This window comes from Lujinxingia vulgaris, assembly GCF_007997005.1.
Taxonomy (GTDB): domain Bacteria; phylum Myxococcota_A; class Bradymonadia; order Bradymonadales; family Bradymonadaceae; genus Lujinxingia.
Genome location: NZ_VOSL01000058.1, coordinates 22,139 through 37,723, shown reverse-complemented (window position 1 = coordinate 37,723; position 15,585 = coordinate 22,139). Strand labels below are relative to the sequence as shown.

At 65.2% G+C, this 15,585-nt stretch carries 10 protein-coding genes; 9 read left to right on the top strand and 1 reads right to left on the bottom strand.

The genetic code is table 11. The features are described 5' to 3' along the window. Positions 1 to 98 precede the first annotated feature (98 nt). The 9 genes from FRC96_RS14735 (at position 99) to FRC96_RS14695 (ending at position 14,936) form a co-directional block, all read left to right on the top strand. Complete coding sequence (locus FRC96_RS14735; RefSeq protein ID WP_146975493.1) at positions 99 to 2,084, top strand: hypothetical protein; 1,986 nt, start codon at positions 99 to 101, stop codon at positions 2,082 to 2,084. 243 nt (positions 2,085 to 2,327) lie between these two features. Further along, positions 2,328 to 4,934, top strand: a complete 2,607-nt coding sequence (gene clpB, locus FRC96_RS14730) for an ATP-dependent chaperone ClpB (protein ID WP_146975491.1) — start codon at positions 2,328 to 2,330, stop codon at positions 4,932 to 4,934. Between the two features lie 258 nt (positions 4,935 to 5,192). Beyond that, positions 5,193 to 6,629, top strand: a complete 1,437-nt coding sequence (locus FRC96_RS14725) for a formimidoylglutamate deiminase (RefSeq protein ID WP_146975490.1) — start codon at positions 5,193 to 5,195, stop codon at positions 6,627 to 6,629. A 79-nt stretch (positions 6,630 to 6,708) separates the two neighbouring features. Next, the gene (locus tag FRC96_RS14720; RefSeq protein ID WP_146975488.1) at positions 6,709 to 7,464 is read left to right on the top strand and encodes a 3'-5' exonuclease; all 756 of its coding nucleotides are present in this window, start codon (positions 6,709 to 6,711) and stop codon (positions 7,462 to 7,464) included. A 10-nt stretch (positions 7,465 to 7,474) separates the two neighbouring features. Further along, positions 7,475 to 8,128: a hypothetical protein gene (locus tag FRC96_RS14715; protein WP_146975486.1), complete on the top strand. Its 654-nt coding sequence runs from the start codon at positions 7,475 to 7,477 to the stop codon at positions 8,126 to 8,128. Continuing rightward, positions 8,125 to 10,128: an ATP-dependent DNA helicase gene (locus FRC96_RS14710; RefSeq protein WP_146975485.1), complete on the top strand. Its 2,004-nt coding sequence runs from the start codon at positions 8,125 to 8,127 to the stop codon at positions 10,126 to 10,128. The genes FRC96_RS14715 and FRC96_RS14710 overlap by 4 nt, the downstream gene beginning before the upstream one ends. Positions 10,129 to 10,286: 158 nt before the next feature. Further along, the gene (locus FRC96_RS14705; RefSeq protein ID WP_146975483.1) at positions 10,287 to 10,502 is read left to right on the top strand and encodes a hypothetical protein; all 216 of its coding nucleotides are present in this window, start codon (positions 10,287 to 10,289) and stop codon (positions 10,500 to 10,502) included. A gap of 85 nt (positions 10,503 to 10,587) precedes the next feature. Beyond that, on the top strand, positions 10,588 to 11,256 hold the full coding sequence (locus FRC96_RS14700) for a hypothetical protein (RefSeq protein ID WP_146975481.1): 669 nt from the start codon (positions 10,588 to 10,590) through the stop codon (positions 11,254 to 11,256). A gap of 131 nt (positions 11,257 to 11,387) precedes the next feature. Beyond that, positions 11,388 to 14,936 (top strand): serine/threonine-protein kinase, encoded by a 3,549-nt coding sequence (locus tag FRC96_RS14695; protein ID WP_146975480.1) that lies wholly within the window; start codon positions 11,388 to 11,390, stop codon positions 14,934 to 14,936. A gap of 18 nt (positions 14,937 to 14,954) precedes the next feature. Here FRC96_RS14695 and FRC96_RS14690 read toward each other — a convergent pair whose 3' ends face one another. Next, positions 14,955 to 15,269: a hypothetical protein gene (locus tag FRC96_RS14690; RefSeq protein ID WP_146975478.1), complete on the bottom strand. Its 315-nt coding sequence runs from the start codon at positions 15,267 to 15,269 to the stop codon at positions 14,955 to 14,957. Positions 15,270 to 15,585: the final 316 nt, after the last annotated feature.

Here is a 15,585-nt window from a genome sequence, read left to right as displayed (position 1 = left end):
TATCGTCAGCACCTACGGCAATGGTCAACAGACGAAAGGAGCGTGCGATGTGGCGAGGGGCCTTGCGAGGTGGTGCGTGGGTCGGCGTGATGCTGATCATGGCTTGGATGGTGGGCTGCACGCCCGACAATGACGCGCAACACGATGGGGGTGAGGGTGACGCTGGCGACCAGCACGACGCGTCGCAGGATGGCGGCGGCGATGCCGACGGGGGAGGGCTTGAGCCGCCGCGCTGTGAGGCGTTCCCGCAATGCGCCGATGATGAGCGGGGGGTCGACTGCCAGTGTATCTCCAACCTCGATCGGCGTTGCTCCTACGATGATGAGTGCCGCCCCGAGGAGACCTGCCAGGAGATCGAGGCGGGGCGCCCGAAGGTCTGCATCTATGAGCCGCCGGCGCCGCGCGGATGCCCCGGCGAGCCAGGGTGTGAGGCGGGAGCGCAGGAGGTGCTTTTGGCCGGGGCCGCCAGCATGATCATCACCCCGGAGTCCTTCAAAGCGCCGCCGGCCGATGGCGAGAGTGACCCGGGATGGGAAGAGGAGGCGATGTGGCTTGCGGGCTTCTCCAGCGGGCGCCCGGCGATCTTCTGCCCCGAGGAGCGCATCGGTTGCGAGGGGCCGGAGTGTTGCGTCTCGAAGTTTGCCCACGACGACTTAAAGAGCCAGATCGTGGTGCTGCGCCAGGATGAGACGACGGTGGCGATGGTCTCGCTCGATGTGGTGGGCTTCTTTCACACCGACATCGAGGCGTTGCGCGCCCGCATCCCGGCGGAGCTGGGCATCGACCACCTGATCGTCGCCTCCACGCATAACCACGAGGCGCCCGACACCGCCGGACAGTGGGGGCCGGGCTCACCCCTGCCCGAGCGTAGCGGGCGCAACCCGGCCTTTATCGAGCGCATCTTCTCGCAGACTCTGCTGGGGTTGGAGCAGGCCGTGGAGACTCTTCAGCCCGCCGACGTTCAATCTGCGGTGCTCAAACCCGGGGTCGAGGGGCTGGCGATCAGCGACAGCCGCCCCCCGTACATCTTCGATGATAACCTGCCGGTGGTGCGCCTGAGCGCGGTGGACGATGGCGCGACGATCGCCACTTTGCTCAGCTTCGCGAACCACCCCGAGGTGCTCTGGGCGGGCAATCAGCTCATCACGGCCGATTATCCGCATTACGTTCGCCACTACATCGAGCAGGGCCTCGATGCCGTGCAGGGTGCGCAGGGTCAGGAGCTCAAGCCCGCGCTTGAGGGGCTGGGCGGGGTCACCGTCTTTTTTGCCGGTGCTTTGGGCGGGCTCATCAACCCGGGGCGAGGCGGCGCGCTCAATTATGCGGACGAGGCCTTTGAGGGCGAGCTGCGCCATAGCTTTGAGGCCGCCGATGCGGTGGGCCAACGCCTGGCGATGCACGTCTTGCAAGCTCATCACGGCGGCGAGCTCCTCCCGCAAAACTCGCCGGCGCTGAGCTTTCGCACGACGGAGTTTCTCACGCCGATCGAGAACGCGATCTTTCAGGTGGCGGCGTTTGGCTTAAAGCTCATTGAGCGCGACGTCTACAACGCCGCCCAGATCAACGCGCAGCGCTTCTACCCGGGGCCGCCGCAGGTGCTCACCGAGACCTCGATGGTGCGTCTGGGCCCTGTGGCCTTCTTTACGGCCCCCGGGGAGGTGTTTCCAGAGAGCCTGGTAGGGGGGTACCCGGGGCGCGCGTCGGTCTGGGATCCGGTGATCGGTGATGTGGAGGAGCGGCGCGTCGAGGCGGTCTGCGGCCCCGATGGCATGCCCCTCGAAGAGGGGGAGCAGGGGGAGTCGCCCTGCGTGGTGCGCCCCGATCAGGAGAACCCGCCGAACTTTGAGCAGGCCCCCGAGGGCCCCTACATCTATGATCGGCTGGATGCCGAGGCGATGCCCTTTTTCATCGGGCTGGGCGGCGACTTTTTGGGCTATATGGTGCCGGCCTACGACTTCGAGGCCCCCCAGGGCACCAACGCCGCACCGGGCTCCCATTATGAGGAGACCAACGGGGTGAGCGGGCAGATTCAGGCTGACTGGGAGGTCGCGCTCGAGCAGTTGCTACGCGGGGAAGCGGATTGACTCAAGCACTCGACCCGGCCGAGTGCTTGACGCCTGTACAGTCGTGCGTAGGTTGATCTCCGACAGTGGGACTTTGGGCGGAAGCAGAGTCCGCCTTCGGCCCAGACCTAGATAACGTTTGAAGATGGACATCTCGCTGCGGGAGGGGAGTCAGGCCGGCCAGTTTCATGGCTGAGAGCGCTGTGGTGCGTTTGCCCCTGATCCCAACGTCCCCTGGCGAGGGTCCGCGACGGAGCAAAAGCGATGCGTATAGAGAAGTTTACGATCAAGTCGCGTGAGGCCCTCTCCGAAGCTCAGGACCGCGCCGCCGAGGCGCAGCACCCCGAGGTTCGCACCATTCACCTGCTCGACGCGCTGCTCGAGCAGGATGAGGGCATCGTCTCTCCCATCATCAACAAGCTCGGCGCGAGCAGCGAGCGGCTTCGCAAGGCCGTGCGCGACGCCCTGGGGCGTATGCCGCGGGTCGAAGGCACAACGCCTTCAGTGTCCAACGCCTTTGGCGAGGTGCTGCGCGTGGCCCAGAAGGAAGCCGACGGGCTGCGTGATGAGTACGTCTCCACCGAGCACCTTTTGCTGGCGTTGAGTGAGGCGAAGGATGAGGGCGGCCAGGTGCTGCGCTCGGTCGGTGTGACCCGCGATCGGGTGTTGGCGGCGATGACCGAGGTGCGCGGAAACCAGCGCGTCACCGACGTCAACCCGGAGAACAAGTACCAGGCTCTGGAGAAGTACACCCGTGATCTCACGGCGATGGCCGAGAGCGGCAAGCTCGATCCGGTGATTGGCCGCGATGAAGAGATCCGCCGCGCGCTGCAGGTCCTGAGCCGGCGCACCAAAAACAACCCGGTGCTCATCGGTGAGCCCGGCGTCGGCAAGACGGCGATCGCCGAGGGCATCGCCCAGCGCATCACCTCCGGCGACGTGCCCGAGAGCCTCAAAAACAAGCGGGTGGTCTCGCTGGATCTGGGCTCGCTGATCGCCGGCGCGAAGTTCCGCGGGGAGTTTGAAGATCGCCTCAAAGCGGTGCTCCAGGAGATCGACCAGGCCGCTGGCGAGATCGTGCTCTTCATCGATGAGTTGCACACCCTGGTCGGCGCCGGGGCCTCGGAGGGGTCGATGGATGCCTCCAACATGCTCAAGCCGGCGCTGGCGCGCGGGGAGCTGCGCTGCATCGGTGCCACCACGATCGCGGAGTACCGCAAGTACATCGAGAAAGACGCCGCGCTGGAGCGCCGCTTCCAGCCCATCCAGGTCGATGAACCCACGGTCGAAGATAGCGTGACGATTTTGCGCGGGCTCAAAGAGCGCTACGAGGTGCACCACGGCATCCGCATCTCGGATGCGGCGCTGGTGGCCGCAGCCCAGCTCAGCCACCGCTACGTCACCGACCGTTTTCTGCCCGATAAGGCCATCGACCTTGTCGATGAGGCCGCCGCCGGCGTGAAGATGCAGCTGGAGAGCCTCCCCGAAGAGATCGACCGCATGGAGCGTCGCATCACCTCGATGGAGATCGAGCGCCAGGCGCTCAAACGCGAGGATGATCCGGCCAGCAAACAGCGCCTTGAAGAGGTCGAAGGTGAGATCGCCGAGCTGCGCGAGAAGGCCAGCGGCATGAAGGCCACCTGGATGCGCGAGAAGGAGGTCATTCAGAAGGCCCGCGACTTCAAGCAGCGCCTCGAAGATCTTCGCGTCGAGTACGAGCAGGCCGAGCGCGGTGGCGATCTGGGGAAAGCGGCGGAGATTCGCTTTGGCACCATTCCGGCCATTGAGAAGGAGCTGGAGGCGACCCACGAGGAGCTCGCTGAGCTTCAGCAGAGCGGAAGTTTCCTGCGTGAGGAGGTCACTGATGAGGATGTGGCGCAGATCGTGAGCCGCTGGACGGGCATCCCTGTGCAGAAGATGCTGGAGAGCGAGCAGCGCAAACTTCTGAAGATGGAAGATCGCCTGCACGAGCGGGTCGTCGGTCAGCATCAGGCCGTCGAGGCGGTCAGCGACGCGGTGCGCCGCGCGCGCAGCGGCCTTCAAGATCCGCAGCGCCCCATCGGCTCGTTCATCTTCCTGGGCCCGACGGGGGTAGGTAAGACCGAGCTCGCGCGCTCGCTTGCGGCCTTCCTCTTCGACGACGAACAAAACATGGTGCGCCTCGACATGAGCGAGTTCATGGAACGCCACGCCGTCGCTCGCCTCATCGGCGCGCCTCCGGGCTACGTCGGCTACGATGAGGGCGGCTACCTCACCGAGCATGTGCGCCGCCGACCCTACACGGTGGTGCTCTTCGATGAGATCGAAAAAGCCCACCCCGACGTCTTCAACATCCTCCTGCAGATCCTCGATGAGGGGCGTCTCACCGATGGCAAAGGGCGCACGGTCGACTTTACCAACACCGTCATCATCATGACCTCCAACGTGGGCAGCCACCACATCCAGGAGTACGGCCAAGACGAGCCGAAGCGCGCTGAATCGCTGGTGATGGAGGAGATGCGCGAGATGTTTAAGCCGGAGTTCCTCAACCGGGTGGACGACATCATTCTCTTCCAGTCGCTGACTCGCAAAGAGATGGATCACATCGTCAACATCCAGCTGGGCCGTCTGCGCAGGCTGCTCGAAGATCGCGGCTTCGGGTTGCACGTGAGCTCTGAGGCGATGACCTTGCTGGCCGACCGGGGCTTTGATCCGGTCTACGGGGCGCGTCCACTTAAGCGGGTGGTGCAGAAGGATGTGCAGAATCAGCTGGCCAAAGAGCTTCTGGCCGGGCGTTTCGCCCCCGGGGAGACGATCGCGGTCGGTGTGGAGGATGGCGAGCTCACCTTTGAGGTTGCCAGCTCGCCGGGAGCGCAGGCCTCGGTGCATTGATTCAAACCTGCCGACGCCCCGGAGGTTCTGGGGCGTTGTGAGGGGCCAGGCTTAAAGATGTTCTAACCTGACCCCACAGGTCGTGACGTCGCAAAAGACGCGGTCGTATGAAGCGGCCGCGTCTTTTGTGTCTGGCCCCCGCGCAACCCGTCGCATCTGCGATGTTGCGCGGGGGAGCGGGGGGCGTGTTAAGCAGGGTGGGAGCGAACTTCTGGCCTGCGGGCGCCTGGCGAGTGCGGCATCAACTTTGAGGGAACGATGGTGGTGGAGAGCGATAAGCGAACAAACGACGAGCTCATCGAGTACAGAGCGCGGCGAGTGTGGGGGGCTCAGGGGGGGACCGAGCACAGCTCGGTGTGGGTCAGGGCCGGGGAGGTCGTGGCCGTGGGGGCGATGCCGGAGCGCCCGACGCGCTACCGCACCGTGGATCTGGGGGAGGTGGCGCTTGTGCCGGGGCAGGTCAACGCGCACAGCCACGCGTTTCAGCGGGTGATGCGCGGGCTGGCCGAGCGTCGTGACCCGGCCCGGGCCGACGACGACTTCTGGACCTGGCGCGAGGCGATGTACGGGGTGGCGCTGAGCTTATCTGCCGAGGAGGTCGAGGCGGCCGCGCGTCTGGCCTTCTGGGAGATGGCGCGGGCGGGCATCACCCACGTTGGCGAGTTTCATTATGTGCATCACCGCCCTGACGGCGCACCTTACGACGATCCCAACGAGCTTGCGCATCGGGTGATTGCGGCCGCACAGGCGGTGGGGATTCGCATCACGCTGTTGCGTGTGGCGTACCACACGGGTGACATCGGCCAGGGCGCGCAGCCGCGCCAGCGGCGTTTTATCGAGCCCGATGTCGAGACGTACCTGGGGAGGCTCGCTGCGCTCGAGGATCGCTGGGGTACGACGCCGGGGGTCAGCCTGGGCTCGGCGCCGCATAGCATTCGGGCGGTCGATCGGAGCTGGGTGGAGGCGATCTCCGCGTTCTGTGAGGCGCGCCAGATGGTCATTCACACCCACGTCTGCGAGCAGCCCGCCGAGATCGCCGCTTCCCAGCGCGCCTACGGCATGGGGCCGGTCGAGGCGTTGCACGCGTGGGCGGGCCTCAACCCGCGTTGGACGCTCGTGCATGGCACCCATATGAGCGAGCGGGAGCTTGGGATCGTTGCCGAGACGCGGCCCACGATCTGCGCCTGCCCCACCACCGAACGCAACCTGGGCGACGGGTTTTTGCCGGCGCGCGAGCTCGTCAAAGCCGGCGTGCCGATCGCGCTGGGAAGCGACAGCCACACGGTCATCGACCCCTTTGAGGAGATGCGCCTCGTGGAGTACCACGAGAGGCTGCGCGCACAGGCCCGAAACGTGCTCCCGGCCTGCGACCCGCAAGGCCGCACCGAGAGCGCCGCGGTGCTCTGGGAGATGGGCACGGTGGGGGGCGCGCGCGCGCTGGGTCAACGCGTCAGCGGGCGCATTGAGCCGGGGCAGCCGGCCGACTTCGTCGCCCTTGATCTTCAGGATCCCACGCTGTGGGGCGCCTCGTCCGGGAGCTTGTTGGACCACATCGTTTTGAGTATGAGTGCCAGCGCGGTGCGCCACACCGTGGTGGCCGGACGCCTTGTGATTGAGGATCGCCGCCACGTCGATGAAGATACGCTGCTGGCCGGCGCCCGCGAGCTGATGGCAAAACGCGCCGCCGGCGCATAAGCCCGCTACGATCTGCGGTGCGCACGATGGTGGCGCGCCGCCCCGATGGTTGATTTACCTCCCCCCCGGAGACCTCCCGATGTCGAACTGGCCCGAGCTTTGGAAAGATCTCACCCTTTCGGTGATCGACGTGGAGACGACCGGCCTCGATCCGCAGACCGATCGCGTCACCGAGGTGGGCATCATTCGTTTTGAGGGCGGGGAGGTCGTGGAGACCTACGGCAAGCTCGTCAACCCGGGCTGCCCGATCCCCGAGGAGTCCACGCGCATCACTGGCATCAAAGACGAGGACGTCAAAGACGCGCCCCGCTTTGAGGAGATCGCCTCCGAGGTGCATGAGCGTCTTCAGGGGGTGGGCATTGTGGCGTACAACCTGGCCTTCGACCGCAGCTTTATTCGCCAGGAGCTGGAGCGCTGCGGGCTGAGCTGGCCGGATGAGTCGCCGACGCTCGACCCGCTGATCTTTGCGCGCCAGTTTTTCAAAAATCATCCGCGCAAGAACCTCGGCGCGATCTGCAAACTTCTGGGCATCCCGCTTGAGGAGGCGCACCGCGCCACTCACGACGCCACCGTCACCGGGCATGTGCTCTACGCCTTTTCCGATCGCCTCCCCGAGCAGCTCGACGCGCTGCTGATGCTCCAGGCGCAGTGGGAGCAGCAGCAGGCCGCCGAGATGAGCGGCTGGCGCGGCCGCGGACGCAGCGGCGGCGACTTTGAGTCGCTGGGCGACGCGCTCGGCGGGGCGGCCATCGGGCTGGGGCCGGCCTACATCTACGGTGACGAGGCCGACCCGCTTCGCGCCCTCTACATGAGCGTGCCCGAGGCCAATGACTGAGACTGGCGCAATGACATTGAGGCTGGATGCTGAGCTGGAGCGCGAGGAGGCCTATGCGCCTCGCAGCCGCAGATTCTGGCGCGCGCTCGACTACCTCTGGGGCTACATGCCCTCCTACCGCGACAGCCGCGCCGGACGTCAGCGGGCCCGCCAGGTCAAGGTGGGGTTGGCGGTGCTGGGTGTGCTGGCGATGATCTTCGGCGGCTCCGTCGGTCCGATCGTTCTGGGGGCGCTGGCCGCCGCGCTGGCGATCGCGGCGCCGGTTCGTGAGTTGAAAAAACGCAGCGTTCATAACGGGTTAAGGGCGCGGGCGGCCGATCGCACGCGCCCGGTCCGAGAGCCGGGGAGCGTGGTCTTTGACGGGCGTCGCCTGGAGCTGCACACCGAGCAGACGATGCTGCGGCGCGTGCTCGTGGATCGTCCCGGACGAGAGCTTGTGTTTCGAGTGCATGGCGAGACGATCTGTGCGGGGCTGCGGCCGCGCTCCGGAAAGAAGCGCGACGCGATCTGGGTCTGCGCCAGCGGTCTTCACGCCGACGATGTGCCCGTGGCCTACGCCGGAAGGCTGGCCGACCTGAGCGAGCAGGAGGTGGATGTGCCTGCCAACGTCAGCGCCAACGACTGGCGTCGACTGATCGAGACCCTGGGTGAGGTGATTCAATGAGCAGCGCGGTGGAGCGATTTCTGGAGCCCGGGGGGCTGCTCGATCAGAAACTTGAGCGCTATGAGTTTCGCCCCCAGCAGGTGCAGATGGCCCGGATGGTGGCCGACGCGCTGGAGGGCCGCCACGCGGCGATCGTGGAGGCGGCCACTGGCACCGGCAAGACGCTGGCGTACCTGATTCCGGCGCTGCTCTCAAAGCGCCGGGTGGTGGTGAGCACCGGCACCAAGGCGCTGCAGGAGCAGCTCTTTTTTAAGGACATCCCCTTTCTGCAAGAACATCTGCCGCGATCCTTTAAGGCGGTGCTGCTCAAGGGGCGGCGTAACTACCTGTGCAAACATCGTTTTGAGGAGATGGAGCGCAAGCCCGCCTTTCGCTCGGCCGAAGATGTGCGCATGTGGCCGGTGATCCGCAGCTGGGCGGGCAAGACCCGCACCGGCGACCGCGCCGAGATCGAGGGGTTCCCCGACAACTACCCCACCTGGCAAGAGCTCTCGGTGGGCTCGGAGGCCTGCCTGGGCACCAAATGCCCCTTCTACGATGAGTGCTTCGTCAACCGGGTGCGCGAGGATGCGCAGGAAGCCGACGTCATCGTGGTCAACCACCACCTCTTCTTTGCCGACCTGGCGCTGCGCCAGACGGGCTTTGCCGAGATCTTGCCCTCCTACGACGCGGTGGTCTTCGATGAGGCCCACCACCTGGAGAACGTCGCCACGGAGTACTTCGGACTGCAGGTCTCCAACTTCCGTTTCTGGGAGCTGGCCGGCGATGTGGAGCGGGCCATGGAGAGCGACGAGGTCAGCGTGGAGGCCTCGGCCGACGTGCTGGAGGCGACCAAATACATGGTCAAGGTCGCCGGCCAACTCTTCGATCGCCTTCTGGGCGTGTTGCGAGAGGGGCGCCACGGGCTCGACGTGCTCGACGGCATCCCCGAGCGCCCCGCCATCGATGAGGCGTTGGCTGAGGTGTACGACTCGCTCGATGATCTGGGCGGGGCGGTGCGCGCGGTGAGCGCGCTGGGAGAGTCGGGGCAGCGCCTGGCGCAGCGGGCCAGCGAGCTGAGCTTTGAGCTCAAGCAGGTGATGAACTGCGATAACGCCCGCTACGCGTATATCGTGGAGCGGCGCGATCGCGGGGTCTTTTTGCAGGCCGCGCCTATCGACCTGGCCGGCCTGATGCGGCGCAAGCTGCTCGACACCCACGACGCCCTGGTCTTCACCTCGGCGACCCTGGCCACCGGCGGCAACTTCGAGTTTTTTAAGCGTCGCATGGGCATGCTGGGCTTTGAGCGCGAGGAGGGGCCCTCGGTCAAGCCGGTCAAGGTCGAGGAGCTGATCCTGGAGCCGGTCTTCGACTACGAGAACCAGTGCGTGCTCTATGTGCCCAACAAACTCCCGGCCCCCAACGATCCGAAGTTCTGCGATAACGTAGCGCTGATCGTCGACTACCTGCTCAAGATCACCGAGGGGCGCGCCTTTGTGCTCTTTACGAGCTACATGAACATGAACGCGGTCTACGATCTGCTGGTCGATACGATCGACTTCCCGGTGCTCTTGCAGGGGCAGGCCAGCAAGCGCGAGATCCTGGAGAAGTTCCGGGCAACGCCCAACGCGGTGCTCTTCGCCACGAGCTCCTTCTGGGAGGGGGTGGATGTGGAGGGCGAGGCGCTGAGCATGGTGATCATCGACAAGCTGCCCTTTGCCAACCCCTCCGATCCGCTCACGCGCGCTCGCCTCAACCTGGTGGATGAGCGCGGGGGCAACAGCTTTGCGCAGATCTCATTGCCCTCGGCGGCGATCACGCTCAAGCAGGGGTTTGGCCGCCTGATTCGCTCGAAGAGCGATGTGGGGGTGGTGGCGATCCTCGATTCGCGCGTGGCCCATAAGAGTTACGGGCGCTACTTCCTCAACAGCCTGCCGCCGGCGCCGGTGGTGTGGTCGGCGCCGGCGGTCAAGCGCTGGTGGTATCAGCGTCATCCCGACGCGTTGACTACTCGGGGCTAGGGGACGTCAGGGGCAGGGGGAGTCAGCGGCGAGTTTTGCGCTCACCGACGCAATCTGGGAGGATTTATAACGAAGCACAGGACGAGTCGCCGCCGGTGATCAGGTTCAATAGGTGCCTGTTAAACGCGTTGCCGATGGCCAGCCCCCGGGGTCCAGCTATGCTTGAGTTGATCGAGAACTTCGTGTTGACCACGAGCTTTTTGCAGATCTTCATCCGTCTCTCGCAGATGTCGGCGACGGACGTGGTGTTGCTCTTTTTGCTCTCCAAGCCGGTGTTTGTGCTGATGGCCGCCGGTTCGGTGCTCAGCGGTCGGATGAAGCGTCACGATCATTATCTGGGAAGCGATCGCTCCGAGCGCTGTCTTCCGCGTTAAGCGAGGGCTGTGATATGGCTGCCCGGGAGCGGTTGGCCGACGCGATGAGCGCGCCGGGGGCCGAGCAAAGCGCGTGAGGCAGATGATGGGCACAGAGCCCGAGTCGTTCGAGGGGTTTGAGGTCGATGCGGGGATGTCCACCGGCAAGCGCGTCGCGCTGGGCGTGGCGGCGTTGCTGGTGGTTGTGGCCATATTGGGCGCGGTCACGCAGATGGCCGGGGTGGGCTTTCTGGGCTACCGCTCGATCCTCTACGGCTCCGGCGAGCTCTATGTGCTCAACTTGAGCGATGAGGAGCGTTTTGTGCAGGTGGAAGGGCGCGAGCCCGAGCCGGTCCTGGCGCAGAACGCCCAGATCGTGGAGCTGATCGGGGGGACCTCGAAGGTCGATATTCTCAACGCTGACAAGAGCCTGTGGAAGAGCTACCAGGTGACGATCGACGACTCGGCGGCGATCTTGAACATCTCCGATGAGGCGTGCCTTGCGGTGGCCGATGTGACCGATCTTTACCGTGGTCAGGATCAGGGGCTGAGCTTTCAGAAGCTGCTCGACGCCTCGACTGAGTTCTATCAGGTCGAGTCGCATAATGTGATCTGGCCACGGCGCAGCTTCCCCACGCGCATCGATCCCTCGAAGGGCTCCACACTCTGGGTGGAGATCGTGGCGTGTCGGCTCTTTGAAGACCCGGCTTACCTCTCGGAATACCTCATGATTCGGCTGCAGCAGCGCATGGAGAAACGCGGCCAGGCCGAGTAATGATGCGCTCGTCAATGCCTTCGCCTGGCGAGGGATGGCAATTGAAGCTTGGGATCTGGGCGCTTCGACGTTAGGGTAGCGCTATCGCAATCCTGACGTTTGGAAGACCTGTTTCGGACCACACCGCCTGCATGACCACATCCGAGGAGCCATCTTCGGGGAGCCAGCCTATCACCCCTTCGGGGGTGCGCCTGGGGAAGTTTCAGATCTTCGAGCAGATCGGCCAGGGGGCGATGGGCGAAGTCTACCGGGGGCATCATCCCGAGCAGGGGATGGAGGTCGCCGTCAAAGTGATCTCGGGGGAGCAGGCCGGAGAGCAGCGTTACCAGCGCGCGTTCGGGCACGAGGTGCGCAGCGTGGCGGGGCTGGATCATCCGGGGATTGTACGACTTTTTGATTACGGGGTGATTGGCGAGAGCGATGAGGCGTTGGCGCCGCGCGCGTTCCGTCCGGGGAGCCCGTATCTGGTCATGGAGTACGCGCGCGCCGGCACGCTGGCGGGCTTGATGGACGAGGCCCTCCCATGGGCGGTGATCGAGCTGGTGGTTTACGCCATCCTCGACGCGCTTGCTCACAGCCACGCCCGCGGTGTGGTTCACCGCGATATCAAACCTCAGAACGTGCTCCTGGATCGCGGCGAAGAGGGCTGGCCGGGGGTGCTGCTGACCGACTTCGGGCTGGCGTACGCGCTTCAGCCCGACGAGGGGGCTGTGCAGAGCAAGAAGGTGGCTGGCACGCCGCAGTATATGGCGCCGGAGCAGTTGTTGGGGCGCTGGCGCGACTACGGCCCGGCCACCGATCTGTACGCGCTGGGGTGTGTGATCTTTGAGATGGTCTGTGGCCAGGTGCCCTTTGGCGGCGACAACGTCATGCAGATCGCCCGTGCTCATCTCGACAAGCCCGTGCCGGCGTTGCGGCCGCGCAGTGAGGTTCCCGAGGGGGTGGAAGGGTGGCTGTCGCGCCTGCTCGCCAAAGATCCGAAGCAACGCTGGGCGTCGGCGGCGGTGGCCGCCCGGGAGCTGCGGCGGGCGGTAGCGCGCGCGCCCTCCGCGGTGAGCGCGCGCCAGTGGCGGACCCTGTTGCAGGCCAACGTCGGGTCGACCCATGACATGCCGAGGGCGGAGGTGCGCGGTCCGGGCTCGGGCCAGATGTCGCCTTTTCATGCGCTCATGCCCCTCTTGAACTTCGAGCCGGTGCGAACCGAAGGCGATGTGGCCGAGCGTTACTCGCCACTTCCTGCCAACTGGGAGCGGCCCCGTCGCGCCTCCAGCGTTCGGGTGGCCGGTGCCGGCCTGGGGCTCTTTGGGTTGCGACGTTTGCCCACGGTGGGACGACTGGAGGAGCGCGAGCAGCTCTGGTCGACCTTGCGCGAGGTGATCGGGGAGCGGGAGCCGGCGGCGGTGATGCTCACCGGAGCACCCGGCGTCGGAAAAGATCATCTGGCCGAATGGCTGGTGGAGCGTGCGCAGGAGGTGGGCTCGGCACGGGCGCTCCGTGTGCGCTACCGAGCCGATGGCGAAGCCAGCGATGCGATGGGTGAGGCGCTGATGCACCACCTGAGCCTGGAGGGCCTGAAGCGCAACGAGGTGATGGCGCGTCTGGAGGGTATCGTGCGCGCGGGAGGCGGTGAGGACCCCTACCTCTGGCGTGCGATGACCGAGCTGCTCTTGCCTTCCCAGCCTGGCGATGAGGGCGGGGTGCGCATGAGCGGCCAGGCTCAGCGCCAGCGCACCCTGGCTGACTTCTTGATGCGTCTGGCCATGGCAGGGCCGTTGATCATCCGGCTGCAGGATGTGCATCACGGCGTCGAGGCGCTGGGGTGGGTAAGTCTGCTGCTGCATCAGCTTCAAGAGCCGGTGCCGATCCTCGTGGTGATGAGCGCGCGCGACGATGCGATGGCGCTCAGTGAGACGCACGCCCACGCGATGGGCGAGCTGCGCGAGGGCGGGGCGTTTTTGGAGCTGCCTGTTGAGGCGCTCAGCCCGGCCGAGACCCAACATTTTGTCGAGGAGCTGCTCTTTCTGGAGCCCGGGCTCGCCCGGGAGGTGGCGGAGCGCTGCGCCGGCAACCCGCTGGTGGCCACCACGCTGGTGGCGCGCTGGATTGAGCGCGAGCTCCTGCACCCGACGCTCGACGGGTTTAGGCTGGAGCGGGACACCGGGGTCAGTGAACTTCAGGATGACGAGCTCTTATGGCTGGCGCCGGCGTTGGCGCTTGCAGATGTGTATGGCGAAGACCGGCTCTTTGCTCTGCAGCTGGCGGCCGTGCTGGGCGCGCGTTTTGAGCTGAAGGACTGGAGAACCGCCTGTGAGCTCGCCGGGATCCCGTGGTCGATGGATGTGGTGGAGCATCTTCTGGTGCGACGCCATCTGGTGGAGGTCGGGGGCGATAAGCTGGCGTTTGCGCAAAACCTCCTGAAGGAGGCGTTGCTCACGCACCTGCGCGGCTCGGGAGGCTGGCAGAAGGCGCACGCCCTGTGCGCGCAGGTTCTGGAACCGGCGGTTGAGCGCGGCGAGGAGGGGGCGCTGGAGCGTTCCGCAGCGATGCTCAAAGAAGGTGGTGAGCCCGAAGAGGCGGTGCGGCGCTATATGGAGGCCAGCGAACTTCGGCGAGTTCGAGGGGAGCAGCATGTCAACGCGTACCTGCTCGACCAGGCCTGGCAGGCTCTGGAGCGCATGGATGCCCGGGATAGCGAGGCGATCGCTCGGCTGCGCGTGGAGTTGGCCGTGGCGCGCGCCTGGGCCTACAACTCGCTCTATTATATCGCGCTTGCGTTGGAGTGGGCGGAGCGCGCCGAGGCGCTGGCGCTGGCGCTGGGCGACGCGGCGTTGGTGGCGCAGGCGCGGGCCATGGCAGGAGCTTGCTCTGTTATGGGTGGGCAGCCTGAACAGGGGGAGAGACTCTTACGACAGGCGTTGGCGCATTTTCGCGAGTACGGTTCGCGGGAGTTTCCGCGTGCGTATGTGACATGCGCCACGGCGCTGGCGCGCTCGCTGGCGCGCCGCTCGGAGTGGGCGGAGGTCTCCATCTTGCTGGAGGAAGCGGCGGTCCAGGCGGACGCCTCCGGGGATATGGTGATGGTGGCCAACGCCCGTTATGAAACGCTGATTTTGTGCGTTCGTCGGGGAGATGTGCCGAGCCTTGCGGAAGTCGATGAGCTGATCGCGATCTGCGAGTTGGCCGACCAGAGCATGGGGCTCTCGGAGACGTATAACCTTCGCGCCGAGGTCTTGAGGTTGCAGGGGGATCTGGAGGGGGCGCGCGCTGCGCTGGAGCGCTCGGTGCATTATTGCAGCCGCGTTAACGTGCAGAACGGCACGGTGGCGATGATGAACCTGGGTCTGATGTTGATCGTCGAAGACAACATCGAAGGATCGCGTTCGTATTTTGAACGTGCGGCGGTGAGCCTGAGACGGCAGCGGCGCCCGCAGCTCTTGCTCTATGCGGTGTTGGGCTGTCTGGTGAACGCGCTTAACGAACGGGATCGGGGACGCGTGCAGCAGCTCGCCGAGGAGGCGTTGCGCTTGATTCGGGATACCCAATTTTATGGGGACGGTGACGCGCGCCTGCTCATCGAAACCGCGACCGCGCTCGCCGAAGATGGCGGAGAGCAATGGGGGCGATGGGCGCGGCTCAAAGAGCTGCGAGAGGCGATGCCGCACCTTCTCACAGCCCCCTGAGCGCGTGGGCCTGCCAGATCAGGGCAGCGAGGTCACCGGCGTGAGGTTCTTGAAATAGAGGTACGCGTTGGTGAGCTTGCGCGACGTGATGGTCACGACGCTCTCGACATTGAAGGTCGCGAAGATGCCGTAGTTGTCGATGTAGTTGCAGACGTCGTCGACGTCGAACTCATCGCCTTCAAGCTCGATCCAGGAGGCTCCTTCAGCAGCGATCATATAGCCACCGACGTTGTTGGTACTCATCTCGTTGAGCACATCATCACGAAAGGTGTCCATGTCTTTGTCGCTGACGCCAGAGTAGGTGGCTTCGGCTTTAAGTCGTTTGTCGGCCATGCGTGTTACCTCGGTACTGCGGGCAGAGAGGTGCACGGAGCGAGAGTGGCTCTCTCAAACCCAATCCCAGTGTGTTTTGGCGAAAGGAGCGCGGGCAAAGCGCTCCCCTACTGCAAGGCCGGCCAGTCGCGACAGGCAACGAGTCGATCGGTGGCGAAGGCGCCGGGATCCCTCCCTGTCTGAACGTGACGTTTTGTAAGTATGGCGGGTTCGCGGCGGGATTTCAAGCTTTAAGCTCAGATGTTTCGCGGTCTTAGCCGACGAGGTGTTCCGGCAATTTTTTGGACGCCAGGCCTGTCTATGCTCTATAAACGGG